This window comes from Micromonospora sp. NBC_00898, assembly GCF_045207895.1.
GTDB lineage: Bacteria > Actinomycetota > Actinomycetes > Mycobacteriales > Micromonosporaceae > Micromonospora.
Window position 1 is genome coordinate 3,847,238 of the sequence record NZ_CP108775.1, and the last position, 25,476, is coordinate 3,872,713.

24 protein-coding genes and 2 pseudogenes are annotated in these 25,476 nt (G+C 68.4%); 12 read left to right on the forward strand and 14 right to left on the reverse strand.

Annotated features, from left to right (window positions below):
• Window positions 1-6: 6 nt before the first annotated feature.
• Window positions 7-756, forward strand: a complete 750-nt coding sequence (locus OG799_RS18785; RefSeq protein ID WP_406036482.1) for an SDR family oxidoreductase — start codon at window positions 7-9, stop codon at window positions 754-756.
• Here OG799_RS18785 and OG799_RS18790 read toward each other — a convergent pair.
• Entirely contained in the window at window positions 719-1,528 is an 810-nt protein-coding gene (locus tag OG799_RS18790) for an IclR family transcriptional regulator (RefSeq protein WP_406036483.1), read from the reverse strand. The genes OG799_RS18785 and OG799_RS18790 overlap by 38 nt on opposite strands.
• Before the next feature lie 76 nt (window positions 1,529-1,604).
• Here OG799_RS18790 and OG799_RS18795 point away from each other — a divergent pair, with 76 nt between their 5' ends.
• On the forward strand, window positions 1,605-2,507 hold the full coding sequence (locus tag OG799_RS18795; RefSeq protein ID WP_406036484.1) for an acetaldehyde dehydrogenase (acetylating): 903 nt from the start codon (window positions 1,605-1,607) through the stop codon (window positions 2,505-2,507).
• Entirely contained in the window at window positions 2,504-3,547 is a 1,044-nt protein-coding gene (gene dmpG, locus OG799_RS18800) for a 4-hydroxy-2-oxovalerate aldolase (protein ID WP_406036485.1), read from the forward strand. The genes OG799_RS18795 and dmpG overlap by 4 nt, the downstream gene beginning before the upstream one ends.
• A gap of 222 nt (window positions 3,548-3,769) precedes the next feature.
• Here dmpG and OG799_RS18805 read toward each other — a convergent pair whose 3' ends face one another.
• Window positions 3,770-3,961, reverse strand: a complete 192-nt coding sequence (locus OG799_RS18805; RefSeq protein ID WP_406036486.1) for a DDE-type integrase/transposase/recombinase — start codon at window positions 3,959-3,961, stop codon at window positions 3,770-3,772.
• 464 nt (window positions 3,962-4,425) lie between these two features.
• Here OG799_RS18805 and OG799_RS18810 point away from each other — a divergent pair, with 464 nt between their 5' ends.
• The 3 genes from OG799_RS18810 to OG799_RS18820 all read left to right on the forward strand — a co-directional run bounded on the left by OG799_RS18810 (window position 4,426) and on the right by OG799_RS18820 (window position 5,693).
• On the forward strand, window positions 4,426-4,797 hold the full coding sequence (locus tag OG799_RS18810; RefSeq protein ID WP_406046326.1) for an ArsR/SmtB family transcription factor: 372 nt from the start codon (window positions 4,426-4,428) through the stop codon (window positions 4,795-4,797).
• 129 nt (window positions 4,798-4,926) lie between these two features.
• Complete coding sequence (locus OG799_RS18815) at window positions 4,927-5,181, forward strand: hypothetical protein (RefSeq protein WP_406036487.1); 255 nt, start codon at window positions 4,927-4,929, stop codon at window positions 5,179-5,181.
• A 59-nt stretch (window positions 5,182-5,240) separates the two neighbouring features.
• Window positions 5,241-5,693, forward strand: a complete 453-nt coding sequence (locus OG799_RS18820) for a DUF2809 domain-containing protein (RefSeq protein ID WP_406036488.1) — start codon at window positions 5,241-5,243, stop codon at window positions 5,691-5,693.
• Window positions 5,694-5,723: 30 nt separating this feature from the next.
• Here OG799_RS18820 and OG799_RS18825 read toward each other — a convergent pair whose 3' ends face one another.
• Window positions 5,724-5,876: a hypothetical protein gene (locus OG799_RS18825; protein WP_406036489.1), complete on the reverse strand. Its 153-nt coding sequence runs from the start codon at window positions 5,874-5,876 to the stop codon at window positions 5,724-5,726.
• 294 nt (window positions 5,877-6,170) lie between these two features.
• Here OG799_RS18825 and OG799_RS18830 point away from each other — a divergent pair, with 294 nt between their 5' ends.
• Window positions 6,171-6,596 (forward strand): DUF6924 domain-containing protein, encoded by a 426-nt coding sequence (locus OG799_RS18830; protein ID WP_406036490.1) that lies wholly within the window; start codon window positions 6,171-6,173, stop codon window positions 6,594-6,596.
• A gap of 212 nt (window positions 6,597-6,808) precedes the next feature.
• Here OG799_RS18830 and OG799_RS18835 read toward each other — a convergent pair whose 3' ends face one another.
• From OG799_RS18835 to OG799_RS18850, 4 genes are all read right to left on the reverse strand, one after another.
• Window positions 6,809-7,534, reverse strand: coding sequence for a hypothetical protein (locus tag OG799_RS18835; RefSeq protein WP_406036491.1), 726 nt, complete (start codon window positions 7,532-7,534; stop codon window positions 6,809-6,811).
• Between the two features lie 130 nt (window positions 7,535-7,664).
• Window positions 7,665-8,090, reverse strand: coding sequence for a tyrosine-type recombinase/integrase (locus OG799_RS18840; protein WP_406036492.1), 426 nt, complete (start codon window positions 8,088-8,090; stop codon window positions 7,665-7,667).
• A gap of 125 nt (window positions 8,091-8,215) precedes the next feature.
• On the reverse strand, window positions 8,216-8,536 hold the full coding sequence (locus OG799_RS18845) for a hypothetical protein (protein WP_406036493.1): 321 nt from the start codon (window positions 8,534-8,536) through the stop codon (window positions 8,216-8,218).
• Between the two features lie 129 nt (window positions 8,537-8,665).
• On the reverse strand, window positions 8,666-9,643 hold the full coding sequence (locus OG799_RS18850) for a CapA family protein (protein WP_406036494.1): 978 nt from the start codon (window positions 9,641-9,643) through the stop codon (window positions 8,666-8,668).
• Between the two features lie 551 nt (window positions 9,644-10,194).
• Between OG799_RS18850 and OG799_RS18855 the strand changes: the two are divergent.
• The 3 genes and pseudogenes from OG799_RS18855 to OG799_RS18865 form a co-directional block, all read left to right on the forward strand.
• Window positions 10,195-10,752 (forward strand): annotated as a pseudogene (locus tag OG799_RS18855) (ISAs1 family transposase); the annotation flags it as partial.
• A 71-nt stretch (window positions 10,753-10,823) separates the two neighbouring features.
• Window positions 10,824-10,979, forward strand: a complete 156-nt coding sequence (locus OG799_RS18860) for a hypothetical protein (RefSeq protein WP_406046513.1) — start codon at window positions 10,824-10,826, stop codon at window positions 10,977-10,979.
• 30 nt (window positions 10,980-11,009) lie between these two features.
• Window positions 11,010-11,222, forward strand: a complete 213-nt coding sequence (locus OG799_RS18865) for a hypothetical protein (protein ID WP_406036495.1) — start codon at window positions 11,010-11,012, stop codon at window positions 11,220-11,222.
• Here the strand turns inward: OG799_RS18865 and OG799_RS18870 are convergent.
• Window positions 11,182-11,403: a tachylectin-related carbohydrate-binding protein gene (locus OG799_RS18870; protein ID WP_406036496.1), complete on the reverse strand. Its 222-nt coding sequence runs from the start codon at window positions 11,401-11,403 to the stop codon at window positions 11,182-11,184. The genes OG799_RS18865 and OG799_RS18870 overlap by 41 nt on opposite strands.
• Window positions 11,404-11,952: 549 nt before the next feature.
• Here OG799_RS18870 and OG799_RS18875 point away from each other — a divergent pair.
• The gene (locus OG799_RS18875) at window positions 11,953-12,345 is read left to right on the forward strand and encodes an IS630 family transposase (RefSeq protein WP_406036497.1); all 393 of its coding nucleotides are present in this window, start codon (window positions 11,953-11,955) and stop codon (window positions 12,343-12,345) included.
• 94 nt (window positions 12,346-12,439) lie between these two features.
• On the opposite strand, the gene OG799_RS18880 is transcribed toward OG799_RS18875, so the two are convergent.
• A complete protein-coding gene (locus OG799_RS18880; protein WP_406036498.1) occupies window positions 12,440-13,939 on the reverse strand; it encodes a hypothetical protein in 1,500 nt (499 codons plus the stop codon).
• 89 nt (window positions 13,940-14,028) lie between these two features.
• On the opposite strand from OG799_RS18880, the pseudogene OG799_RS18885 reads away from it, so the two are divergent.
• A pseudogene (locus OG799_RS18885) lies at window positions 14,029-15,287 on the forward strand (IS701 family transposase).
• A gap of 41 nt (window positions 15,288-15,328) precedes the next feature.
• Here OG799_RS18885 and OG799_RS18890 read toward each other — a convergent pair.
• From OG799_RS18890 to OG799_RS18910, 5 genes are all read right to left on the reverse strand, one after another.
• A complete protein-coding gene (locus OG799_RS18890) occupies window positions 15,329-16,675 on the reverse strand; it encodes an IS4 family transposase (protein WP_406036499.1) in 1,347 nt (448 codons plus the stop codon).
• 149 nt (window positions 16,676-16,824) lie between these two features.
• A complete protein-coding gene (locus tag OG799_RS18895) occupies window positions 16,825-17,979 on the reverse strand; it encodes a TIGR02679 domain-containing protein (RefSeq protein WP_406036500.1) in 1,155 nt (384 codons plus the stop codon).
• Window positions 17,976-22,382 (reverse strand): SbcC/MukB-like Walker B domain-containing protein, encoded by a 4,407-nt coding sequence (locus tag OG799_RS18900; protein WP_406036501.1) that lies wholly within the window; start codon window positions 22,380-22,382, stop codon window positions 17,976-17,978. The genes OG799_RS18895 and OG799_RS18900 overlap by 4 nt, the downstream gene beginning before the upstream one ends.
• Window positions 22,379-23,545, reverse strand: coding sequence for a TIGR02678 family protein (locus OG799_RS18905; protein ID WP_406036502.1), 1,167 nt, complete (start codon window positions 23,543-23,545; stop codon window positions 22,379-22,381). The genes OG799_RS18900 and OG799_RS18905 overlap by 4 nt, the downstream gene beginning before the upstream one ends.
• A complete protein-coding gene (locus tag OG799_RS18910; RefSeq protein ID WP_406036503.1) occupies window positions 23,542-25,110 on the reverse strand; it encodes a DUF2397 domain-containing protein in 1,569 nt (522 codons plus the stop codon). The genes OG799_RS18905 and OG799_RS18910 overlap by 4 nt, the downstream gene beginning before the upstream one ends.
• Window positions 25,111-25,476: the final 366 nt, after the last annotated feature.

Here is a 25,476-nt window from a genome sequence, read left to right on the forward strand (position 1 = left end):
AGTCAGATGAACAGGATCGCCGTGGTCACCGGTGCGGGATCGGGCATCGGACGTCTGGTCGCGCTCGCCCTGCTCGACGCCGGGTTTACCGTCGTCCTCGCCGGCCGCCGGGCCGAACGCCTACGCGAGACCATCGCACAAAGCGCCGCCGCGAGGGAGGCAGCGCTCGCCGTGCCGACGAATGTCAGCGATCCCGAGTCGGTGCGTTCGCTCTTCGCGACGGTACGGGACCGTTTCGGTCGCCTGGATGTGCTCTTCAACAACGCGGGTATCGGCACCCCGCCCGTGCCCATCGACCAACTGCCCGTGGAACAGTGGCGGATGGTGGTCGACACCAACCTCACCGGGGCGTTTCTCTGCGCGCAGGCGGCCTTCCGCCTCATGCGGGAACAGACCCCGCAGGGCGGCCGGATCATCAACAACGGCTCGCTGTCGGCGCACAGCCCGCGGCCGCACAGCGTCGCCTACACGGCGACCAAGCACGCCATCACCGGCCTCACCAAGTCGCTCTCCCTCGATGGACGTCCCTACGGCATCGCCTGCGGGCAGATCGACATCGGTAACGCGGCCACCGACATGACCGCCGCGATGGCCGAGGGCGTCCCTCAGGCCGACGGATCCACCGCGGTCGAGCCCACAATGGACGCCGTGCACATCGCCACCGCCGTCCGCTACATGGCGGGCTTGCCACTGGACGCAAACGTGCAGTTCATGACGGTCATGGCGACGGCGATGCCGTTCGTGGGCCGGGGCTGACCTGAGTACGTCGCGGGGTGGCCCCGAGGCTTCGAGAGATCGCCAGCGCGGCGGTGCGTATGGCCTGATCGACCCGGGTCAGGTTGATCCGTCCGGTCCGCCCGGCGACCGACAGCGCCGCCAGCACCTCGCCGTCGGGGCCGAACACCGGGGAGGCCGCGCAGACGACCCCCGGCGCCGACTCCTCCCGGTCGTAGGACACGCCTGCGGCGCGGATCCGCTCCAGTTCCTTGCGCATGAGCCCGGGGGCGGTGATCGTACGCGCGCTGACCCTGGGTAGGCCCGCGGTGAGCAGGGCATCGATGGTCGCGGGCGGGGAGAAGGCCATGATCGCCTTCCCGACGCCGGTCGCGTGCGCCGGTCGGCTGCCACCCGGCCGGATCGGCAACCGGAGCCCGTCGCGGCCGTACACGATCTCGACGTACACGACATGGTCGTCCCGCATGACGGCGAGGTTGACGGTATGCCGGGTGGCCTCATGCAGGTCCGACATGTACGGCCGGGCGGCATCGCGCAGGCTCCGCGGCCGGGGAACCAGCTGCCCCAGCTCGAACAGGCGCAAGCCGAGCCGGACTCTGGCGCCATCCTGCTCCAGCAACCCGCACCGGATCATCTCCCGCACCAGTCGGTGGACGGTCGTCTTGGGCAACCCGGTCGCCGCCGTCAACTCAGCCACCCGGACGGTGCCCTCGCCCGAGCCGAAAGCGTTCAGCAGCGCGGCGACGCGACCAACGGCGGAGATCTCCCCCTCGTTCCGATGAACGGGACTCATACGTTGCATTGTGGGGCCTCCGCGATGGACCGTCTAGGGCGTGATCACGAGCATGGCGACTACGAAGGGTGCGCTCATGACCAAAGCGATCGCAGCGATCGTCGGTCCAGGAAATATCGGCACGGACCTGCTGGCCAAGCTCCGGCGCATGCCGACCATCGACGTTCGCTACATGGTCGGCGTCGACCCGGCGTCCGAAGGGCTGGCCAGGGCTGCAGACCTCGGCTTGGAGACGAGCGTGGACGGTGTCGACTGGCTGCTGACCCGGCCGGAACCACCAACCATCGTCTTCGAGGCGACCTCGGCCAAGGCGCACCTCGCCCACGCTCCCCGCTACGCGGACGCGGGCATCTTCGCCGTCGACCTCACGCCAGCGGCGATCGGGCCGATCGTCTGCCCGGCGGTCAACCTGCCCGACCATCTGGACTCGCAGAACATCAACATGATCACGTGCGCCGGTCAGGCGACGATCCCCATCGTTCACGCGGTGGCACGGGTGACCCCCGTCCCGTACGCGGAGATCGTCGCATCGGTGGCCTCACGCTCGGCCGGACCCGGCACGCGCTCCAACATCGACGAATTCACCCGCACCACCCAGCGCGCCATCCAATCCGTGGGTGGAGCGGCCAAGGGCAAGGCCATAGTTATCCTCAACCCGGTCGAACCGCCCATGATCATGCGGGACACGGTCTACTGCGCGATCGCGGCGGACGCAGACGAGCAGCTGATCAGCGCATCCATCCATCGCATGGTGGCGGACGTCCAGCAGTACGTCCCCGGCTACACGCTGCGGGCCGAACCACAGTTCGACCCGCCCCGCCCGGAATGGGCCGGCCAGGCCAGGGTGGCGGTCTTCCTCGAGGTCAAGGGCAACGGCGACTACCTGCCGGAATGGGCCGGAAACCTGGACATCATGACGGCCGCGGCCGCCCGGGTCGGCGAACTGCTCGCCCGGCAGACACAGGCGGCGGCGGCATGACGAGCGACGCGACCGGACGGGACGTACGCATCACCGACACGACCCTGCGGGACGGCAGCCATGCCATGGCTCACCAGTTCACCGAGGAGCAGGTGCGGGGAACCGTACATGCGCTCGATGCCGCCGGCGTGGAGATTATCGAGGTCTCGCACGGCGACGGCGTCGGCGGCTCCAGCTTCAACTACGGGTTCTCCCGGGTGGACGAGATCACGCTCATCCGCGCCGCCGTCGAGGAGGCCCGCCAGGCCAGGATCGCCGTCCTCCTCGCGCCCGGGATCGGCACCCTCTCCGATCTGCGCGCCGCGCACGACGCCGGCGCCTCCGTCGCCCGGATCGCGGCCCATTGCACCGAAGCCGACGTCACCGTCCAGCACTTCGGCATCGCCCGGGACCTTGGCATGGAGACGGTCGGGTTCCTGATGATGGCGCACCGGGCCGCCCCGGCGGAACTGGCGGCGCAGGCGCGGATCATGGTCGACGCGGGTGCCGAGTGCGTCTATGTGGTCGACTCCGCCGGGGCGCTCGTGCTCGCCGACGCCCAGGAGCGCATCCGCGCGCTGATCGCCGAGATCGGTTCGGAAGCCGAGGTCGGCTTCCACGGCCACCAAAACCTCTCGCTCGGCGTCGCCAACTCGGTGCTGGCCCATCAACAGGGGGCCCGGCAGCTCGACGGCGCACTGTGCGGGCTCGGGGCCGGCGCCGGCAACGCGCCGACCGAGATCCTCACGGCCACCCTGGACCGCCTCGGCGTGACCACCGGCATCGACGTACAGCAGGTACTGGCCAGTGCCGACGACGTGGTGCGGCCGTACCTGCCCCGACTGCCCTGGGCGGACCGCGCCGCGATCGTGCAGGGGTATGCCGGGGTGTACTCGAGTTTCCTCCTGCACGCCCAGCACGCCGCGGCCCGGTACGACGTGCCCGCGCACGCGATCCTCGAGCGGGTCGCCGAAGCCGGATACGTCGGCGGACAGGAAGACATGATCATCGACGTGGCGCTACAACTCGCCGCCGAACGGGCCGAACGCGCCGACGCGTGACGGCCGACCCGCACTCCCCCACCCCCGTACGCACATCTCAGGAGGGGTCCGTTGCGTTATCTGATCGGGAGACGCGGTCAGGCCGGATCGGGTCCGGGGTCAGATCACCCGAGCGAGCTCACTGAACGCCGTAGCGACTCGGAGCTTGCGCTGACTGTCGAGCCCGAGTTCGTAGTGCCCGCGTCGTAGGTTCTGCATGAACGAGTGGCTGGCGATGATCACTTATACGGTTGGGTCGGTCCGGAGCCCGCGCATGGGGCGAAGCCGGCGTTTGAGCTGACCGTGATCGGCCTCGATCGGATTGTTGGCGTGCCGCTCGACGTGGTGCCAGGCCGAGGGGATCAGGTCGTCGAGCACAGCGGGGTAGACCGGGGCCGCGTCGGTGACGACCTCGCTGGGCGTCACCTTCAGCATCCTGTGAGGCTCGTAAATCGGGTTTTGGGCCGCCGCCCGGCTGCTGGCCACGGCCACACGCAGGTGGAGCAGCCCCAGCCGCAGGCCACCGACCACCGGTCCCCGCGTCAAGCAGCGGCGCGGGGACCGGCTGCACGCGTACGCAGCTAACGAGCGGACCCGGCCTGCATCCGCAGCCCTTGCCGGCCCGGGCATATAGGGTGCTCGTAGCGCACGCCCCCTGCCCGGAGAACACGTACCGGTCGAATGGGTGGACGTGCTGCTGCGCGGCGGGCCAGGTGGACGGGCACATCGTCCCCGGCGGCGGGGAAACCGTCCTGTGGCAGGCCTGCCTGTACGAGATCACGCCCGCGGTTGACCACCGGCGTGGACGCGACCTGCGGGTGTACCAACACCGCCCGGACTGCTGGCCATCGGGGTACTGGTCCTGGTTCCACCGGCCTATCGATGGCGTTGGTGGAACGATGGCAGACGTGGGAACTGCGAAAACTGCTACGCCTGCTATCTCGCCGCTTGCTGGCGAGCCGATTAAGCGTGCCGATGCCGAGCGGCTCGCGGGAGTGCTGAGGGCATTCGCCGACCCGGCCCGGCTGCGGCTGCTCAGTCTGATCCAGTCCGCTCCGGAGGGCGAGGCGTCCGTGAGTGACCTGACCGCGCCGCTTGGTCTCTCCCAGCCGACCGTGAGTCATCACCTTCGGATCCTCACCGAGGCCGGCCTGCTCGAGCGCGACAAGCGCGGCGTCTGGGCGTACTACCGCCTGGTGCCGTCCGCGATCGCGGCCATCGCCGACCTGTTGACGCCGCCCCGCAAGCGGGCAACGAAGAAGGCCCGCTGAGCGGCACAGTCGAAGGCCGGCGCCGGTGCCAGGTCCCCACCCGCAGGTCGGCTGGACCTCGCCGCCTGGCACGCCTCGGCGCGGGCCGACCGGATCGTCGTCGCGCACGCCGACGGCACCACCACGCAGGTGCCGGTCGGCCGCGGCGCCGAGACCGTGGCCGCGGTCAGGGCGGCAGCGGCCCGCGACGCCTGGGACGGCACGTCGCCGTTGCCCCAGGCCGCGAAGACGTTCGTCGCGACGGTGGACCAGGACCGGCTGACGGCGCTTCTCGACGGCGAGGTGGCCGACGGCTCGGCCGCCCTGCTGCTCGACGGGCCGGCCGGGGCGCCGTGGACGCCGGTGTCCGCCGCGGACCTGGCCGCCGCACTCGTGCCGATGTAGCCGCCGCGCCGGCATCGGCGCTGGACCCGTACGTTGGTGCGGTGGCTACCATCGCGAGAATGCCGATCACGGCCCGTACGGTGCGGCTGCTCATGCCGGTGGCCGCGCTGCTGTTCCTGGGCCTCGCATTGCTGATCCGCGTCGTTGACGACGGGGCACTGCGGCAGTACTCCGGCACCGCGCTGTACGCGTCGATGGTCTGGGCCGGCGTGCTGTTCCTGTCGCCGCGGATGGCGCCGGTGCCGACCGGGACGGTCACCACCGGCTTCTGCTGGGTAGTGGAGTGCACGCAGCTGACCGGGGTGCCGGCCGAACTGGCGGCGCGGAGCCTGGCGGCGAGGCTGACGCTGGGTGTGCAGTTCGACCCCGTCGACCTGGCCTGGTACCCGGCCGGCGTGGCTCCCCTGATGGTGCTGCACCACCTGGTGCGCGCCCAGGCCCGCCCCACGCCGCAACCGCCGCGCGACGTCGTCCCCCCACCAGCGGCCCTCCCAGTTGACACCCGCACGTAGCTGCCATCGGAGCTGACCCGGCACCGCGGCTCACTCGTAGCAGGAGTGTCGCCCCTCCCAGGCACCACGCCGTCCGGCGACGACGAGCGTCGCCTGGCTGACCGCTGCGGCACCCAGCTGCAGGAAGCCGCCGGCCAGGCCAAGCAGGCTGGAGATGAGGGAAGGGTCCGGAACGACAGCCACCTTGGCCTCCGAGGTGCGTTCTCAGCACCGCGTTCCGCGGGCGGTCCCCCCGAAGCTACGAGGGGAAGGGCACATCCGCACTCTGCGGCAAGTCGACAGCGGCTGTCTCTCTTACCTGAACCGGCCTGGTTGTCACTCTGACCATCCGTAGGCGTGTTCGTATGCCGCATGGTCGCAGGTTTCAGGAGAGGTTGCGGAAGGAGGCTGGTGAGTGGACGGCAAGGGTGATCGGAAGACGGGGGGCAAGAAGCGCCCGAATCTCAGCGGCGGCGACGGGCTGAAAGGATCGCAGTCGTGACTCCTCTGCCCCAACCCGAAGACCTCACGTCGCTGGTCCTGCGTACCGACTTCACCGATAACGCGGCGTGGGACGCACTGAAAGCCGCCCTCATCTTCGGAGACCCTTACCCCAACGCGACCTTCGTCAGCGACCCTCAGTACGCCCGGGTAGGCATCCATGCCCTGGTCCAAGCCGATGCTGACGCGGACGACGACGACAAGCTGACCTACCTGTTCCTCGCCGACTCGACCACCATGGCCGACGACGAACACCCGCTGCTCGCCGTCGACCTCTACGACCAGCCCGGCCGCACCTTCCGGGTGCCGCCCCGCTGGTATGCCGAAGTCTCCGCCAACATGTCCATCGCGAACATGGACTTCGCCGACTTTGCCGACGCCGCCGACGAGTCCGGCACGTTCCGCGGCTTCGAGGGTGACTGATCAAGCCCGTGAAGGAGAGGCCAATGGCCCGCCGAATCGGGCACGCCGCGGACTGGAGAGCGAGGCACAAGGTCTACCAGTACCGGCCGCCCGCGACGGAGACGACAGACTGACAGCTTGTCGCAGCACGTCGATGGCCCCCGCCGTCAGGTCTTATCCCGCGCCTTGAAGCGACACCCCTGTTGGCCCGTTCCGACCTGGTACCCGTTTCCCTACTCAGAAATTGGCCCGGCTTGCCGGCGGCGCAGCGTGCGGATCCACCCCTGGGCGGTGTGCCGGGGCACGTCATAATGGTCGGCGACAGCCGTCACACTGCCGGCCTGCTGGTAGACCGCGTCGAGATCGGCCGGTGAGCGCCGGTACACCCGTCCCTCGCCTCCGGAGGACCCGCCTTTGGCGGTCCGTTTCGTGGCCTTCGCCGCCGTAGTCGTGGCCTTGGCGCCCGTTGCGGTCTTCGGCTTGCCCGGTCGGCTGCGGGTCGCGCCGGCGCCTGACGCCCGGGTGGCCTTCTTCGCTTTGCTTGCCGTGGTCGCCGGTGACGCCTGCTTGGGCACCACGACGTCCACCGCACCAGCGCCTTCAGGGTTACTCGTAGCCGGCTCATCCGCACCCGTGGTAGGGGCGGTGGGCTGGACCGCTGTCGGCTCGGCGGCGGGCTCACCGTCGCCAATGGGCACGGCGTCGGCTGCGGGCGCCTCGTCGGGTACGGCAATGGGCGGCGTGGCTATCGCCTGCCGCCCATCGGCGGCGGGCGCGATCGCCCTCAAGAGCAGGTCCAGGTCGACCGCGGGGATCTGGCCCGCGGTCAGCCCGTCGCCCTGCCCGGCGCGAACTACCAGTTCGGTGATGCGCGGGGTGGTGTCGTTCACCTCGACCTTCAGGGTTGTGATCGCTCGACTGGGATCGTCAGCGGCGATGGTGATGGTGTAGGAACTCATCGAATCATGGCCTCCAATGTGGATATCGGCTGTCGCCTCATGAAAGACGTCCGGCAACGCGGCAGGGACTCCACCGGTTCACCGATCGGTGTTGGTGAAGAAAGTACCGCAGAGCCCCTGAGCCAATATTTCAACCCATCACCCAGGTCGGCCGCTCAAGCGGTACGGCGCCGCTTGTTCCTGATCCTGCCGGCGACGGCGGTTGCGGCTTCATGGTGCAGCCGCTTGACGACGCTCTGGTAAGTGTCGTGGTGGAGTGGCCGAGTTGGTCGGAGACGACTTTGATGTCGACGCCAGCGTCGAGGGCGAGGGTGGCGGCGCCGTGGCGCAGGTCGTGCAGGCGGATGGGTGGCAGCCCGGCTCGTTTGACGAGGCGGCGGAAGCGTTGGGTGACGGCGTTGGGGTGCCAGGGTTTGCCGTCGGGGCGGACGAAGAACAGCCTGGTGTCTGGCCAGTCTGTGCCAGCGGCGAGGCGCCAGGCGGCGCGGCGGGCCTTATAGGCGGTGAGCACGGCGACGGTGTCGGGGGCGGGGTCGGGTCGGGTCGGGGATGACATCGCGGTTGCCGGCGTCGCTCTTGGGCCGTTTCTGGCGGGTTTCGTAGCCGTGGGTGGCGATCTGGTTGACGATGCTGACCTCGGCCTTGCCGAGGCGGACTTCGGCGTCGAGGAGGCCGCACGCTTCACCGCGGCGGGGTTCCGCGGTAGGCCATGAAATGCAGTAGGGGGTGCAGGTCGGGGCCGTGGTCGGCGGCGTAGTCGAGGAACTGGACGAGGAGGTCGTCGGTCCAGACCATGACCGGACCGGGGACCGCACCCGTGGCCCTCCACCTCTCGACCCGTTCCGGTTCCCACACGATCGGCTTGGCCCGAGCATTGGAGGTCTTGACCAGGGTGGCAGGGCCCGGGATGCCGCTGACCACTTTGCGGGCGAGGGCGTCGTTGAACGCCTTGCGCAGGGTCGCGCGGATACGCGCGATGGTGGCAGGCCCGGTGGGTCGCACTCCTCTCACGCTGGCGCGGGTGGGCGGGGTCGGGGCTGGCTTTCGCGGTAGCGATGTCGACGTTGCGTTTTTTGATCTTGTCGATGAGGTCATCGATGTGGTGGGGGCGGCCAGGCGCTGTCCGCTGCGCTATCCGGGGCGCTTCGCCGCCAAGCCGGTGCACCGTTGTGCGGTGGCGAGCTTGTCGAGGATGCGCTGCTTGCCAACCCCGGTGGCCGGCACCGGCTGGCCGCTGCCGGAGACCGTCGCCGGGACGAACTGGCTGTCCACCACTGTCCGGTCGCGTACGACCAGGTTCAGCACGCCGGAGTCCGTGCTGTGCGAATCGCCGTACCAGAGGAAGTTGCCCATGCCGTAGTGCACGTAGGTCTGGCCCAGCCAGCCGTCGGCCAGCAGCGTGTGCGCGTGCGTACCGACCACGATGTCGGCGCCGGCCGCGGACAGCCTTCCGGCGAACGTCTTCATCTCCCCGCTCGGGCACGAATTGCCCTCGACGCCCCAGTGCATGAAGACGATGACCAGGTCGGCCTGCTCCCGCGCCGAACGCACCGCGGCGGTGGCCCGGGCGGGATCGAACGCCATTGCCACCCCCGGTCGGGTGTCCGTCGCCCGCCACGACCCGGCCAGGTCGTGCACCTGTGACATGCCGAGCACCGCGATCCGCAGCCCTCGTACGGTGGTAAACCAGGGCGCATACGCCGTGTCGGCGTCGCGGCCCGCGCCGAACACCGGGTACTGGGCTTCCGTCGCGGCGTCGAGGGTGTCCAAGAGCCCCTGCTGGCCGTAGTCGAGGATGTGGTTGTTGGCGATCGACACCGCGTCGACCCCGGCCGCGCGCAGCGCCGCGAAGGCGGTCTTCGGAGCCCGGAAGTGGTACGTCTTCGGCTGCGGGGTGCCCCGGTCGGTCACCGCCGTCTCCAGGTTGAGCAGCGTGACGTCGGCGTCGCGCAGCGTCGACGCGACCGCCCCGAAGGCCGTCTCCGGATCGTCGAGCAGGCGCAGGGTACGGCCGGTGAAGTGGACGTCACCGGTGTCCGCCGCCGTCGCTCCGACCGGTGGAGCACAAATCGAGCATGCGATCCGCGCCCAGCGACGACTGTTGCCCATCGCCGCCCGGTGTTGACCACGGGTGCCCAACTGTGCCCACGACTCACCGAGCGTTATCGGAGCAGACCAGCAAGGGCCATCGGCCCCCGGAGCAGCTCGGTCATGACCACCACCGGTCGGGTTGGAAGCAGATCATCGTCTCGTCCGGTCATTGGAGTTCGGCGGTGGCGGCATGAGGAGGATCGCGTCCTCCATCGACGCATCCATGACCACCGCTCAGGGCGATTGCGTAGTCGGGCGGTGGGTGCGTTGAGCTCGGGATCTGTGGGGTGAGTGGCCTCTGTGGAGGCGGGAAGAGCGGGTGAGATCGCCTGGGTGATCATGGAGTTCTCTACGCTTCACGACACCCCGAGGACCTCACCCGCCGATGTCATCATGCCCGATCCCGGCACTGTCCGCAGTCACCAACAACCCCGTTACGACACCCTCCGCAGTCACCGAGGGTGAGAAAGCGGGACCGCTGCACGCCTTGTCAGCGGTCACAGATCCCCGCGACCCGCGTGGGGTGCGTTACCCCCTTGGCCGGGCTGCTCACCGTCGCGGTCTGCGCCGTGCTGGCCGGGGCGTCGTCGTTCGCCGCGATCACTGACTGGCTCCACGACCTCGACGACCAGGCCCGGGACCGGCTCGGCTTCGACCGTGGGCTGCCCGTCGGCACGACGGTGTGGCGATTGCTGACCCGCCTCGACGACGGTCAACTGGCAACCGTCCTGGCCGGCTGGCTTCAGACTCGCGCTCGGCAGGTCCCTGCCCGGCCACGCAGGTACCGGACGGTGATCGCCGTGGACGGCAAGACCCTTCGCGGAGCCCGCCGCGGCGACGGCCGCCAGGTCCATCTGCTGTCCGCGCTGGACACCAGCACCGGCATCGTCATCGCCCAGGTCACCGTCGACGCGAAATCGAACGAAATTTCCGCGTTCACACCGCTGCTCGACGCCGTCGAGACCGTGCTCGGCAGCCTGACCGGCCTGCTGTTCATCGCCGACGCCCTCCACACTCAAACCGCCCACGCCGAACAGATCGCCGCCCGCGGCGCCCATCTGATGATTCCGGTCAAAGGCAACCAGCCCACCGTGCACGCCCAGCTCAAGCATCTGCCATGGCCGCGCGTCCCCGTCGGGGACCGTCGCCGCGACCGCGGTCACGGACGCCGGGAGACCCGCACCGTCAAGCCATCACCGTGCACACCCCCGGCGGCATCACGTTCCCCCACGCCGAGCAGGCCATCCGGACCACCCGCACCCACACCACCAGCGGAAAGACCAGCCGCGAGACCGTCTACCTCACCGTGTCCCTACCCGCCGACCAGGCCCAACCCGCTGACCTACAGGACTGAGCCCGCCGCGAATGGCATATCGAAAACCGCGTGCACCACGTCCGAGATGTCACGTTCCGTGAAGACCTCCACCAAGCCCACACCGGCACCGGACCCGCCGTCATCGCCACACTCCGTAACACCGAGATCGGCTACCACCGCACCAACGGCGCCACCAACATCGCCCGCGCCACCCGCCGCGCCAACCGCCGCCCACACGACCTCATTGACGCCGTGACCAGCAGTAACCCGAGAACGCAATGACCCTGAGGGAGCCGTCAAGGCGACCGAAGACGCTGATGAACTGGTTGAATCCTGCGCCGATGACACGTCCCGAGCCGCTGGCCCACGAGGTGCCGACGGTCTGCCATCCGGTGTGCCGGTACCAGACCAAAGCACCGTCGGTGCGAACGCCGTAGAGGACACCGTTGCCGCCGCCGGCCACACAGATGAAGGGCTGCTGCGGATCGAATGCGGGTGCCTCCGCTGTTGCTACTGTAGCGCCCCCTCGGCTGCCTCGGGAACCGGCAGTGAATCAGCGAGCGCCTCACCTGCTACCAGCGGAGACATTGCACTGCCAGCGATTCCTGCTGCGCGCAGCAGGTTACGGCGTGGCATACGCATACTTCTGTCCCTTCGAGGTCTCTCAACTGCAGTTGCCCGCCAGGCCGCAAACTCTTCGCGAGCAGCGGCGGCACCGTTTGTTGCGTTGCTCGCGATCTCGCGCCAAGGCCTATCGGAACTGTCGGTCCAGGAAGTGAGATACCGATACCGGGTCCGCAGAGCGGACCCGGTATCGGTATCTCACCCATCCCGGCCAACGTTTGTGGTCAGAGCACTAGTGTCCTGCGTCAGAAATTCGCCTGATAAGTCGGTGTAGGGTGGTGGGATGCCGAGGACAGGACGTCCCACTCCGCCGTTGGTGCTGTCGGACGAGGAACGCGCGACGCTGGTCCGGTGGTCGCGGCGGGCGAAGTCGGCGCAGGTCCTGGCGATGCGGGCGAAGATCATCCTCGCGTGCGCCGAAGGCACCTCGAACACGGACGTGGCAACAGCTCTCGGTGTGCATCTGTCCACCGTGGGCAAATGGCGTCGCCGGTTCCTGGCCGAGCGCTTGGACGGGTTGATCGATGAGCAGCGGCCGGGCCGGCCACCATCGATCGGCCTTGACAAGGTGGAGGAGATCGTCGTGACCACCCTGGAACAGGTGCCTCGTAACGCCACCCACTGGTCTCGGGCGTCGATCGCGAAGCAGCCGGGACTGTCGAAGTCCACGATCGGCCGGATCTGGCGGGACTTCGGCCTCAAACCGCACCAGGCGGACACCTTCAAGCTCTCCACCGACCCGCAGTTCATCGAGAAGGTCGTCGATGTCGTCGGGCTGTGAAGGGGATGACCGAAACGCTGCCAGGCGTAGGTGTATTCGTCGCGGAATGACTGGACTGCTGGTCGAGCGCCCCGCTCCGTAGTCTCCGCCGCCACTAAATCGCATCGGCCTCTTTCGGACCGATGCCACTCTCACGGTCCTCGGAGGTACCGGCGTCCTCGTCGTGATCCGGCCGGGGCTCAAGCCATCTATCAATCTCGACCTCCACAGAACTCGGGAATGTGCCATAAAGTTTAAACCGTCCTCGCCGCGCGCAAGCAGCGTCGAATCGAAATGACTTCCACACCGTATGTCTCGCGGCAATAAACACCTCGCCGCCAGCTATGTCATAGTCCTGGAAGTCCACCTCGAGGGTGCATTCCTTTCCTCCCCGCGGCCTGATGCGTAGGTCCCCGCCGTCAATACTTCCGGGGCCAATGGAGATCCGACTTGAGCCCTCCGGCTTGAGGTCAAGGTTGACGTAGGGGTGACCATGAAGCTTGCCCGGTACTGACATGCGGAAGTCGTCGGTTACGGCCTCGTGCATGACCAGCCGCCCTGAAAGCGAGTACGTGTGCATTGGGAGACGACAGCGTGTCAGTTTCGATTCGGAGAAATCTACTTCGCCATCTATCCTGGACGACTGATGCTGGAACCAGTATTCCATGCCGTCTGAATCAAACAGGAAAGCCGAGTCGAGGGCTTCCGCCTGTCTAAAATTCAACTCGCACCCTCCGCCAATGTTCATCCCATCCATGATGAGCTGGCAGTTCTTGAATCGCACCTTATTGAACGAAATAAGCGACTCTTCGCCTATCCTCACGCCTTGCAACAGAACTTTCATATTCTCGAACGTCGAATCAGTGAAGTCGATAAAGCTGCCTTCTGCGAGATGGCTGCCGCGTAGCCGTATTTCCCCATCCTTGAAGGAACAGGAACGAAACTGGACTTTGGTCTTGCGGAGTCTCACCAAATCTAGATCCACGGCGGAAAATCGCCCGCCCGAAAAGTCCAGCCCTTGATCATGCCAAGACGTTGGTTCACCCGGACCCTGCATCCTCAAGCGTATCGTCTTCCAAATGGTGCGACGCACTTCCCGTTCCCCGGCATCTTCTTCGCCATTTTCCGAAGTTGGTGGCGGTAGACGTAGGTAGGACACGAGAGCTGCGGCGCACGAAGATCTAGCCTGGGCCCAGTCGTCGGCGAGATTGGCTAGCGCATGCACTGCCGCCAGTCGCGACGGTGCTCGCTCATTGGAGAGAAGCTCAGCCGCCTTGATATACCTATCCGAGTAAACCTGTTGGTCCGCGCGGGCGCCTTCACGTTCTGTCAGAATCTGCTTTCTAAAAGCATATACGGCACCCAATGATGCGCCGATAAGCGCAGTGGTGCTGATAGCGGCCGTTAGCAGCCCACTAAGTGCTTGCTGATTAGGGGCGTCGAACCCTGAGAGCACTCCTACAATCAACCAATACGCCAGGGTGAGGATCATTGTTAAAGAAAGCGCAGCGATAGCGGCAATCGGCAGGAGACGAAGAATGCCGCCATACGGACTAGTACGGCAGCCGCCGTTTGAGATGCCGCTGGCTGTGAGGGGTGGACGCGAGGCGGCCACCGCGTGATCGTCTGTACGTTGTGGACATAACTTCAGATCTGGCGGTGGCCGCGTGCCACAGCGTAAACCCTGTCGGGTGGGAGCGGGTTCTGGCCGGACTGCTCGATGCGTTCGCCGGCCGGTTTGGGCGGGTCGAGCCGCGTCGGACGGCGGCGGCGTTCGTGACCGGCCTGCTGTCGGATGTCGAGGTGAAGACGTGTTGGCAGTTGGCGGAGCAGGCCGGACACCGGCGGCCGGACGCGATGCAGCGGTTGTTGTATCGGGCGGTGTGGGACGCCGATGCCGTCCGCGACGACCTGCGCCAGGTGATCGTCGACCGGTTCGGTGACCCGGACGCGGTCCTGGTCGTTGACGAGACCGGCGACCTGAAGAAGGGCGTGCATTCGGTCGGGGTGCAACGTCAGTACACGGGCACCGCCGGGCGAATTGAGAACGCTCAGGTCGGGGTGTTCCTCGGCTACGCCAGCGGGCATGGGCACACTCTGATCGATCGCAGGGTCTACCTGCCGGCGTCGTGGACCGCCGACCGGGACCGCTGCCAGGCCGCTGGTGTCCCGGACGAGGTCGACTTCGCCACGAAATCCGAGTTGGCCGCCGACATGATTACCGCAGCCGTTGACGCCGGCGTGCCGGTGGCGTGGGCCGCCGCGGACGAGGCCTACGGCAACAGCAGCGCCTTCCGCGCCCACCTGCGCGAACACCGCCTCGGTTACGTCCTGGCCGTGTCCCGCAGCCACCTGGTCCCGCTCGACGGCGGGAAGGTCCGCCTCCGCGCCGATCGGATCGCCGCCGAGCTACCCGCCACGGCGTGGCAGCGGCGCAGTGCTGGGGCCGGGTCGAAAGGCCCCCGCTACTACGACTGGGCGTGGCTGGATCAGGTCACCACGGACGCCGACCCCGACGACGGTGGCTGGCACAGCCTCCTGATCAGGAAGAACACCTCTACCGGGGAGTTGGCCTTCTACCGGTGCTGGACCCCACAACCAGCGACTCTCGCGCAGCTCGTGCGGGTGGCCGGGATCCGCTGGACCATCGAAGAAGCATTCCAAGCAGCCAAGGGGCAGGTCGGCCTGGACCAGCACCAGGTCCGCCGCTGGGACTCCTGGCACCGGTTCACCACCCTCGCCCTGGCCGCCCTCGCCGTCCTGGCGATCTGCGCCGCCGACAACCCCCCGGAGAGCGGCTTGATCAAGCTGACCGTCAACGAAGTCCGCCGTCTGATCAACACCTACATCATCCGCCCGATCCACGACCTCGCCCACCGTTTGCGCAGTGGCGGCGCCGCCATCAAGCACGAGCCCGACGAGCCCACTACAGCCGACGGCTCAACCTCGAATTTCAACCATGATCCCGAACGGCGGCTGCCGTACTAGTTCCAACGCCGTTCAGTTAGGGCGGCGGTCGGGGTGTCAAGGGGTCGGGGCTGATGACGTCGATGCTGGTGGTGGCTTTGTAGCTGTGTCGGTCGATGTTCGGGCCGCGGGCTTGGTATTTGGAGTTCGAGCGTTTGATCATGCGGGTCTTGGTGCGTAGGCGGCGCTCGGGCAGCAGGTTGGCCAGGACCTGAGCGCCGATGACGCCGACCAGGTCGATGACCGCCTCGGCGATGACGCCGGCGGCGTGCACGATCTGGTCGCGGGCGGTGTTCAGGGCGGTGGTGAAGCTGGCCCGGTCGGGATCGAGGCCGGGCTGGCTGTCGGTGGCGTCGGCCATGGCGGTGCGTAGGAGCTGGTAGACGATGAGCAGGGCGTGGATTTCCTGATCGATGCCGTCGGGGGTGCGGGCGCGTAACACGCGTCCGGCGAGGATCGAGGATTTCAGTTCGAGGTAGGCGGTCTCGATCTCCCAGCGTTCGTGGTAGATCCGGATCAACGCGGCGGCGGGATGAGTGCGTGGGTCGAGCAGGGTGGTGATCAGCCGGTAGTCGCCGGTGTGGGTGCCCGCGGTGGTGGTGATACTGATCCGGGCTTCGACGACCCGGACCGTGAGGGCGCCGATCTTGGACAGCCACGATCCGTCGGGCAGGCGGGCGATCATCGCCAGACGGCGGTTGGCCTTGCTGCGGATCAGCAGATGCGCGCCGGTCGCGGCGATGGTGGCCAGCAGGTCGGCGGCGGCGTAGTTGCGGTCGGCCAGCAGCAGCATTCCTGGCTGCAGGCTACGGGTCAGCGTCCGGGCCTGGTCGAGTTCACCGACGCTGACCGGGTCGAACACGGCATCGATCACCGATCGGGTGCCGCAGGTCAGCAAGGCGCTCAACCGCAGTTGGGGGTACCCGGAACTACCGTTGGTGCAGCGATGCTTGGTGTATCGGCCGGTGTTCGCCGGCGAGTCCGCGACGACCAGGGTGGTGCCGTCGATCACGGTCAGCAGCAGACCTTGCCAGCGCACCTGCGTGGCGCTCGTAGCGGCAGGGCCGCGTAGCAGGTCGAACAACGCCCGCACCGGTCGCGGGCCGAGGCGTTGCCGGGCCTGACGTAACGCGCTGCCGCTGGGCGAGGCGATCGGCAGACCGTGCAGACCGCTGGTGAGTTTCGACCACACCTGCCGGTAGCCGAGTTCGGCGAAGAGGCATCCCGCGAGCAGCAGATACACCACGACCCGCGCCGGCAGCAGCCGGACCCGCGACTGTGTACGCCCGGTCGCGGTCAGGACATCATCGACCATCTCGAACGGCACCAGACGGGTCAGCTCGCCCAGATGACCGGGTGCGAACACCCCTGCGGCTACCGTCACCGACCGGGATATGGCAATCTGAGCTGTCAGCGGAGCTCCAGGTGTCAGGGCGTCTTAGAGTGACCACCCTCTATACCGGAGCTCCGCTGCTTTACGTCTCAGACACGCCTTGACACGCCGACCGCCGCCCTAACTGAACGGCGTTGGTACTAGTTCGCGATATGGATAGGATCCCTTGTGTGCGGATCAAGGTCGGCGGTGAGCCGGTCGAGCCGGGCTTCCTCGTAAAGGCCGTCGGCGCCGGGCAGCCATTCCGTGGCTGCAGGGAGTTTGAGCATTTCGGCCAAGAATCCGCGGCCGGCGGCGTCGCGGTCAGCCGTCACGAGAAGATGCACACCAGCCGCCGCAAGGCCGCGTAGCAAGTTCCAGGCTGCGGACGACGGCCGGCCGTAGATGCATACGAGCGGCAGGCTGTCGGGCCCAAGTCGCTCGGCCGCTGTTTCGGCGATGGCCGGGTTCTCACAGACGCGGACTGTGGCCAGGCCGGGGCCTGGAGCCCAGGCGCCGCGGAGGCTGCGGCTGGTCAGCCAGACGGGTTCGCCGCACTCGGCCGCCGCGGCGGCGATGCGCACGGCGGGGGCGCTTCCGGCCAGCGGGAGGTTGAGGACGAGAACGGTCGCTGATACCTCGTCGCAGTTGACGCCGTGCTCGGCCCAGACCTGCCGCCACCGGCTGGCGGTCAAGGCGAAGTCCGCCGCGGATGCGGCGTCGTCGGCGGGCGACTGCGCGGCGGCGAGCAGGCGGGCGGCGAGACGGCCGAGGTCGGGGCCGCGGTCGAGACGATGGGGATCAGAGAAGAGGCTGGTGGCGAATTCGGCGAGCGAGCGGCCGCCGCCGGGTAGCGCCTGCCACAGTCGCTGAAGGTCGCCGGACCGGGCGGTGGCTACGGCGGGGTCGGTGCCGAGCCAGCGTCTGGTGCGGGCGAGGTGAACTGCGTGGTCGGGGTAGCCGATCGTGGTGAGAGCGGCGTAGGCGGCCTCGATGGCGACGGCCGCGCGGGCGGCGGTGTCCTCACGGTGTCCGCGGACGTCGACGATCGGGCCTGTGGTACGCGTCAGCAGGTCGATCAGGTCGTCGTCGGCGCGGGCGAGCGCGGTGCGTAGCTTGCCGAGGGTGACCGGCTGGCCGGCGGCGTCCCAGGCCAGGCCGAGGACTCGGCCGACCTGGGTTCGTTCAGGCTCGGTGAGGGCGACGCGGACGGTGACACCGTTGCCGTTGCGGCGCTCTTGCAGCAGCTCCCGGACCGCGGTGAGGACTTTACTGGGTCCGGGTTGTGTCGCCCACCGATCGATCGCCTCGGTCATGTTCGTTCCTCTGGGTCGCCGGTCGATGCAGTTGCGGCTGCGGTGGCCGCGGGGCCGTATTCGTGTACCCGGCCGTTGTGCGATCGCGCGGCTGGGTCGTCTGATCCGAGCATGTCGTCGTTTGGCGTCATGGCGGCGAAGAGGTCGGGTCCGAGGTCTTCGATCGGGCGCCGTGGGGCGAGCAGCCGACTGGCGTAGTCACCGACGGGTACCTGTTGCAGCGTTTGGCCGGCCCAAAGCATCAGGGACAGGTCGACTCCGGCGATGGGTGCCGGGGCCCGGGTGATCATCCAGATCGCGGCGACCGGAACTTGGGTGACGGCGACCAGCGGCGCCGGGCCGGCCAGCAGGAAGTCCAGGTCGAAGTCGGTGAGCATGCGCATCATGGTGGCGCGGTTGGCGGGGTCGACGCCTTCGAAGGCTTCGTCGAGCCACAGCGGGCGGGGCGCGTCAGGCGACTCCGAGTAGAGGGCGACGAGGGTGGCCAGCAGCGGTTGCAGGAGGGTGACGACTTTGCCGCCGCCGGAGTCGACGCCGTGGACCTTGCGAGTGAGGTCTTTCCATCGGGTGGGGTCGTCTTCGCCGCCGTCACCAACTTTGTACTGGGCAACGACGTCGAACCAGGCGCGGTAGTCAAGCAGTTCGGCGAGCCGGTCAGTCCAGTCTTCGGTGCCGATCAGGCCGGCGTCCTGGGCTTCGCGCAGGCGGGCGCCGAGGAAGAGCTGAATCTGCTGCTGGGCGGCGTCGGATTCGATGCTGCCGTCGTGCAGCGCCTTCAGAATCTTGAAGCCGGGTCCTTGGCCTTCGGCGGGCACCCGCTTCAGCCGCAGGGTGGTCCTGTTCGCGCCGGTCGGGTGCTTCTCCAGCACCTCGTTGACGGTTTTGAGCAGCTTGAGGACCTTCTTCATGCGGTCAGCGAGGTGGTCGATGAACGTGGACGAGAGTAGCTCGGTGTACATCTGCTGCAGCTTTTCGTCGTGCGTACGCGAGAGTTCCTCGACCAGTTTCTGCAGGTGCCGGATGGCGTCTGCAGGGCCGAGCTGGTTGCCGGAGGCGTCGACGATCAGGGTGACCGACGGCAGTGGATGTTGCTCGTCGGCCTCGGTGACGATCACCGATCGGCCGCCCGAGGACTCGAGCACAGTACGGAGTTCGATCAGGGCTCCACCGAGCATCCGTGAGAGCGCTGCCTCAGCGCGCCGGGCCTTCTCGTCGAGTTCGTCGGGCCATTGCGACGGGTGCAGCTGGCCGGCTGCGGTGCGCGCGTGCTCGAGGGCGCTGTGGAGGTCGTGGTCGTGGGGGTCGGGCAGGTTGCGGGCGGCGGCGAGGCCGGCGTCGACGGGCACCCACCAGGCGGTGGCGGCTCTGTCGCGTTGCTGGCCTGCCGCGGTGAGGTCGGCGCAGCGCTGCTTCCAGGCGTTTTGCGCCTCACCGGCCGCTTCCGATCGGGCCAGGCCTTCGCGTTTGCTGGCCGCAATCGACGGTCCGTAGTCCTCGACTTGTTTCTCGAGTCGCTCGGCACTGGCGAACAGCTGCTGGGTGTCGGCGTCGACGGATTGCTCAGCCAGTGACGCGTTCGTGTCGGCGAGCTCGGCCGCCGCGGCGTCATCGGTAGCGATCTCTCGCGCGTCGTTGAGCCGTCCCTGTTCGGTGACGACGTGCTCGTCGGCGGTGGTCGCTGCTGATGTCGCCGCCCCCAGGCCCCGCAGCGCGCTGCGGAAGCCGCCGACGGCGTTAGCGGTGTCGTCGAGCGCTGCGGTGAGCACGTCCAGGTGTTCTTCGCTGGCAGGCAGCTGGTTGTCGGCGGCGTGGCGGGTGACTTCGGCGGCAGCTTCCTCGGATCGGGTACGTATGGCCTTTTCGCGGTCACGGGCTTCTCGATCGTTGACCCGGGCCTTATCGGCTTCGGCGGTGGCCGCCGCATAACGGGTGGCCGCTGCCACCACGTCGGCGTCGCCGAGCGCAGCCCAGGATCCTCGCAAACGCGCTATCTGGTCGTCGAGCAGGTCGGCTTCGCCGTTGAGCAGGGCCGCTTCGCCGCGGAGGTCGCCCGCCTGGGCACGCAGATCGGCGATTGTGCGGCGGCGGGCGGCAGCGCGTGAGGCAGTGCCGATCAGCTCTGCGCCGTGCGCGGCGGCAGCTGCCTTTCCGGCGGCAGCCGGGGTCTGCCAGCGGCCGTCGGCGGCCAGGGACACCGCGCCGGACAGCGGGCCGTCGTTGACGAAGCCGATTCTCTTGAGGATCGAGTGTGCCGCCTCGGCCAGCTCGTCGGCGTCCTCAGCAGGCTGCAGGATTTGTGTCAGCGGCATCGAAGACGGCGCGTGGGCACGGAGCGCGATCACCGCGTCGTTGCCGTCGCGGTCCACCGCCCACGCGCCATCGGACGTGACCCATGTGTCGAGTAGTCCGGCGGCGGCCAGGGCAGCTTCGACGTGGTCGAGAGTCCCGGGTTCGAGGCCGTCGATCGGGTCGATCAGCCGCCAGAGCGGGGCACCCGCCGCTGATGGGAACGGCGGTCGCTGCCGCCGTGTCCAGTGTGCAGGCGGCTGAGGAATCGGGTCGCCGGCGGTGGCGAGCGTGTCGGCTTCGGCATCAGCGGCGGCCGCCTGGTCGGCGGCGTGCTTAGCGGCGGCGCGACGTTCGGCGGCGCGGGCGGCCAGTGGGGTGACGGTGGGCTCCAGCCACTGGCGGGTCAGGAGCGTGGCCAGGAGCTCGCGCGGCCGGCCGGTCTGGGTTTGGGCGGTGACGGCGGCCATCCACTCGTCACGAGTAGCGATGGCTGGCGCCAGTTCGCCGAGGGCCGCGGCCCAGCGTTCGAGTTCGTCGGAGAGGGCCTGGATCGCCTGTTCCAGCTCGCGTTGGGTGCGGTCGGCGACGCTGGCACGTGCAGCGAGTTCGGCTTCGGCTTTCTGGGCCAGATCGTCGAGAGTGTTCCAGGATGCTGCGGCAGCAGCTGCAGCCCGGATGAGTTTACGCAGGGCCATCACCTGGCTTCGGCGGGCGGCAATCGCGGCGTCGAACCGATCGAAGTCTCCGGCCGCAGCCCATGACGGCGCGTTGTCGCCCAGGCCTGCGGCGGAGGCGGCCTCGATCACATGTCCGGCAGTGGCGTCGACCTCGCCGGCGGCGGCATCGAGCTCGGCTGTTGCCTTCTCCTGCTGAGCAGTGGCCTTGTCGACGTCGACGCCGATGCGGTCCACCTGCCGGGCGGCCTTGAACGCGCGGTCTTTGGCCGCGTTGGCTTCGGCTCGCAGCCGTTTCGCGTCGTTGGCGCGCTCCACCGCGCTCGTGTACGCGGCGGAGCGCAGCAGCTGCATGAGGTCGGCGCGCGTGCGCTCGAGCGCCTTCTCCAGCGCAACGGTGTTGTTCGTTTCCTGGGTGAGGCGCTCGCGGGCATGATCGAGGGCCGTTTTGGCGGCGCTGGCAGCGGCGTCGGCTTCGGTGACGGCGGTGTCGGCGGCGATCAGGGTGTCGGCGTGCAGGCGCAGGACCGCGTCGGCCCAGGGCCGCCAGCCCCGGTTGAGGTAGACGGTGATCGCTTTGCGGGCCTCGTCGGCGGTGTCGCGGTCGCGGGCGAGTTGTTCGAGTTCCTGCCAGCCGTTGGCGAGTTCGGTCACCTCGCTTTGCGCGACCGGCGGCAGAGCGGAGCGGATCTGGGAGGTGAACCAGGCCGGGTCGAGTTTCTGCCCGAGGTGCGGGGTGCGCAGCACCTTCAGCATCTCGATCACGGTTGCGTATCGCTCGGTGTCGTCGAAGCCGAACAGGTCGGTGGCCAGACGCTCGGCGTAGTCGCTGCCCTTGGGGTAGGTGGTGACGCCGGCGAGTATTTCGAGCTCGCGGGGCTCGGTGACCGCTTGCCCGGCGACCAGATCGAGGCCGGCGCGGACCCGGGCGCTGCCGCGGCAGACGGCCCAGGTTCGGGTCATCTGCTTTACGCCGCGTTTAGCCTGCGTGTACAGCATCGTGGTGAAGAACTCCGGGACGCCGAGCGGCCCAATGCGACCGTATTCGACCCAGGCCCAGCCTCGGTTGGTGGAGTTTGACGCGTCACGGCGGTCGCGGTCGTCGGCGACCGGTTCGACGTAGTACCGGTACTCCTTCTCGGAGTCGCCGAAGGTGTCGACGTACTTCCGGTCGAGGCTGCCGGCCAGCATCAGCAGGGTGGTCAGCGCCATCAGGGTGGATTTGCCGGACTGGTTCTGCCCGACGAACTGGGCGCGGCCGTCGGCGAACCAGTACTCGGCGACATCGAACTCCCACAGCCCGACGACGCCGGCCCGCAAGACCTGCCAGCGGTTGCGCGCGGGCTTGGGCAGGCTCGCGGTGGTAACCGCATCGCGCCAGGCGGCCAGTTGCTCGTCGGTGGCGCCCGGCCCGGGGGCGGGCAGGTCGAGCATCGTCATCGGGTCGGCTCCGTAGGGTCAATCAGGGTGATGTCGGGGTCGCGGTAGCGTGCTGCGAGCGGCGACAGGGTCCAGTCGCGGTCGGCTCCCAGCCGCAGCAGGCCAAGTTCGGTCAGGATCGTCTCGGCGTCGGTGCGGACCGTGCCGGGGACGGTCTTCTGTTCCTTCGACATGTAGTCACCACGCCAGTGGATGAGGTCGTCGACGACCTCATCCACCTGGGCACTGGTCAGGACGACGCTGCCGGACGGGGTGCGGGCGCCGTGCCGACCGGCCAGGTCGGCCATCAGCAGGGCGACCCAGTCCGCGGCCCGAGCGCGCGGCCAGTCGGCGACGGTCGGCTGCCGGTCGGGGTCATCGGGTAGAACAAGGACCAGGCCTTCGGCGCGGGCCTCGACGGTGCCGCCGGTCATGTGCGCCAGGTCGGTGGTGCGCAGGCCTCGCGCCTTGCGCAGGGCCTCGGCGTCGGCCTCGTCAAGGTCGGCGTAGACGACAGCCGGGGCTTCCAGCAGCGCGCGTAGCTGGCGCATGGTGCGGGTCGCGGCACGCTGCTCGGGATCGCTGTCCTGCGGGTGCAATGCGGCGGCGAGCACGTCGGGGCTGGTCATCAGCAGCAAAGCATCGCGGTCGACTTCGTAGCCGGCACCAGGCCCGGAGCCTTCCTCGGTCCAGTCGTAAAGCATCCGTTCGTCGTTGATGCGGCGGCGTAGCACACCCCAATCGGCGAGCAGGCCGGCAGCGTCGCGCAGCAGCCGCCGCTGCGATTTCTGCTCCGGGTCGTAGGCGGTGACGCGAACGCCCGCTGCGGCGGTCGCGTCGCGCAGCATGTCGGACAACTGCTGCAGGGTGACGGTCGCGGAGACTTCCTCGCAGCAGGCGGCGACACAGCAGGCCAGCGACAACAGCCGGCGGCCAGGAGCGCTGGCAGGCCGCGGCGGCGCGGTGACCTGGCCGCCGATCGGTACTCGGATGAGCCGGACGGCACGGCCGACCCGGTGGATGCGATATCCGGCGCGGCGGGCGTGATCGGTGATCTTGCTCTGGTGGCGCAGCACGTGCCGGTGCAGGATCCGGTTAGTGGCCGGGGTGACCAGCGGCTGATGAAGCAGGCTGAGGAACGCCTGGTGGGCTTCTTTGTCAGCCGCCGATGTGGACGTGTTCACGAGCGGCTCCCGGCTACGGCGATGTGCAAGACGATGTCGGGGTGTACGAGCCGGCCGTCCGGGGTATGCACCACCGCTGCGGGCGCCCCGTCGGGAGCCGGCTCGGTATGTAGCAGGAACCGGGCGTCGCCGGTGGCTGCGCGGCGCCGCCCGTAGGCGTCGGGGCGGGCGGAAGCGACCGTGCCGAGCAGCACGAGCAGCATCTGCAGTTCGTCGCCGGTCACGTTGAGCCATTGCGACAACCGCTGCCCGGATCGGGCGAGGACGGCTGCTTCGGTGACCGCTGTCTTCGCGGCGATACTCGCCGCGCGTTCGCGGGCGGCGCGTTTCGCGCCGGCACGATCGGGCAGCCGCGCCGCGCCGCCGGTGGCAGCTTTGGGGCCCTGTTTGCGTAGCCGCGCTTCGATCGGCACCGGGTCGGCGTCCCAGAACGATACTGCGCCCGGGTTGCCGGCTGGCGGATTGGTTTCGCCGGGCAGATGCCGGGCCGAGAACAGGCCGGTGGCGGTGCACCACAGCTGCCAGGCGGCATCGTCGTCGTCGGCCGTCTCGAGGCGAGACGCCAGATCAAGCAGTTCGGCGCGGCGCGACACGTGGCCGCCGACTGCGGCCAGGGTGCGCTGGCCGCGCAGTAGCGGGCCGATCGTGTCGCGCATCTGGCGTCGCAGCTTACGGGCCTGGCAGTCCGGTCCGTCGAACCAGCGGCGCAGCGTGCGCAACGTGTCCTGATGGGTTTCGACGAGCGCGTCGATGGCAGGCTCGTCGGCGTTCGGGCCGAGGGTGTGCACGGCGATGCGTCGCCTCACCGTCGCAGGCAGAAGAGCAAGGTCGCCTGCGCGGGCGGTGATTGTCTCGGAATGCCTGTCGATTCCGGCGCCCCACATGTCGACGTAGCGGCGCAGCGTCTCCTGAACGGTCGTGATCTTTTCAGGTGTCGGGGCGCCCGCGAGCGCGCCGGCCAGACGTGCTTGCCAGCTTGCGGCGGCCTTCACCATGACCTGATGAGTTGTCGCGATTACCGACGCGGCACTGGCCGCCGTTGCCGGATCGGTCCGGGCGGTCTCGTGCAGCTGGACGAGATGCGCGGTGAGGATTGCGGGAGCGAGGGCGGCTGCGGCCTCGACGCCGGCGTCCTCGCCCAAAGAGATGATCGCCCGATGCAGCTCGGCGACGGTCTCGGTCAGCTGGTAGCGGTCCCGGTCAAGCACGAACTCGGCGTCGCGGACGGCTTTGTCCTGGAAGGTGTAGACGACACCCCAGTGCTCGAGCCGGCCCATCCGATCCTTGAGTTTGAAAGCCGGGTCATCCAGCAAGGCCGGATCCGCGCCCAGCGCGTTCAGACGCCGACGAAGAAGAGCGGGTAAGTCGGTGGCCGCCACCCCGGTCAAGGTGTGCTCCTGCTCGGCCAACAGCACGTCGACGATCAGCCGGTACTGCCCCGCGAAGCGACTCGTCAGGTAGCTCGCTTGCGGCAGCCCGCCCGGCAATCCCGCCAGTTGCCACACATCCAGACCATCCGACGGACGCTCGTCGTCCAGCTCCGCATCATCCGGCCGCATTCCCATCGCCCTTTCCGCCCCAGCTCAACCTTCTGTTCTGCCCCCGGCAAGCGGAGTCAGCCGAACAGGTTGCCGAGCATAAGCAACCTCTTGCAGCACACGTGCCAGGTGAAGGCGCGGGGTGACTGGCCCCACCATGATCAAATGATGACATCGCGCAATCACTGGACTACTGAACATCACCAACCGGCCGCGTCAGGACAACTGTCGCTTGGTTGACAAATCCGCTTCCGCGGACAGTCCGTATAGCTGCTGGGAGCAACCACGTCGGGTGCGACAGATCGGCAGGGAAGGGAGAGGTAGCTGCGCAGAGGCCCAGCTGTCCTAGCTCGCGCCGAGCCTGGCGATGCTTTCCGCACACGCGGCCACAAC

Excerpts from the sequence above, each read along its gene's own strand:
- OG799_RS18850 (WP_406036494.1), bottom strand. The coding sequence starts at position 9,643 with ATGGGCAACAGTCGTCGCTGGGCGCGGATCGCATGCTCGATTTGTGCT.
- OG799_RS18805 (WP_406036486.1), bottom strand. The coding sequence starts at position 3,961 with ATGCTGAAGGTGACGCCCAGCGAGGTCGTCACCGACGCGGCCCCGGTC.
- OG799_RS18795 (WP_406036484.1), top strand. The coding sequence starts at position 1,605 with ATGACCAAAGCGATCGCAGCGATCGTCGGTCCAGGAAATATCGGCACG.
- OG799_RS18840 (WP_406036492.1), bottom strand. The coding sequence starts at position 8,090 with ATGTCATCCCCGACCCGACCCGACCCCGCCCCCGACACCGTCGCCGTG.
- OG799_RS18835 (WP_406036491.1), bottom strand. The coding sequence starts at position 7,534 with ATGAGTTCCTACACCATCACCATCGCCGCTGACGATCCCAGTCGAGCG.
- OG799_RS18910 (WP_406036503.1), bottom strand. The coding sequence starts at position 25,110 with ATGGGAATGCGGCCGGATGATGCGGAGCTGGACGACGAGCGTCCGTCG.
- OG799_RS18820 (WP_406036488.1), top strand. The coding sequence starts at position 5,241 with ATGCCGATCACGGCCCGTACGGTGCGGCTGCTCATGCCGGTGGCCGCG.
- OG799_RS18900 (WP_406036501.1), bottom strand. The coding sequence starts at position 22,382 with ATGACGATGCTCGACCTGCCCGCCCCCGGGCCGGGCGCCACCGACGAG.
- OG799_RS18875 (WP_406036497.1), top strand. The coding sequence starts at position 11,953 with ATGCGGGCGAAGATCATCCTCGCGTGCGCCGAAGGCACCTCGAACACG.
- dmpG (WP_406036485.1), top strand. The coding sequence starts at position 2,504 with ATGACGAGCGACGCGACCGGACGGGACGTACGCATCACCGACACGACC.
- OG799_RS18895 (WP_406036500.1), bottom strand. The coding sequence starts at position 17,979 with ATGACCGAGGCGATCGATCGGTGGGCGACACAACCCGGACCCAGTAAA.
- OG799_RS18790 (WP_406036483.1), bottom strand. The coding sequence starts at position 1,528 with ATGAGTCCCGTTCATCGGAACGAGGGGGAGATCTCCGCCGTTGGTCGC.
- OG799_RS18810 (WP_406046326.1), top strand. The coding sequence starts at position 4,426 with ATGGCAGACGTGGGAACTGCGAAAACTGCTACGCCTGCTATCTCGCCG.
- OG799_RS18785 (WP_406036482.1), top strand. The coding sequence starts at position 7 with ATGAACAGGATCGCCGTGGTCACCGGTGCGGGATCGGGCATCGGACGT.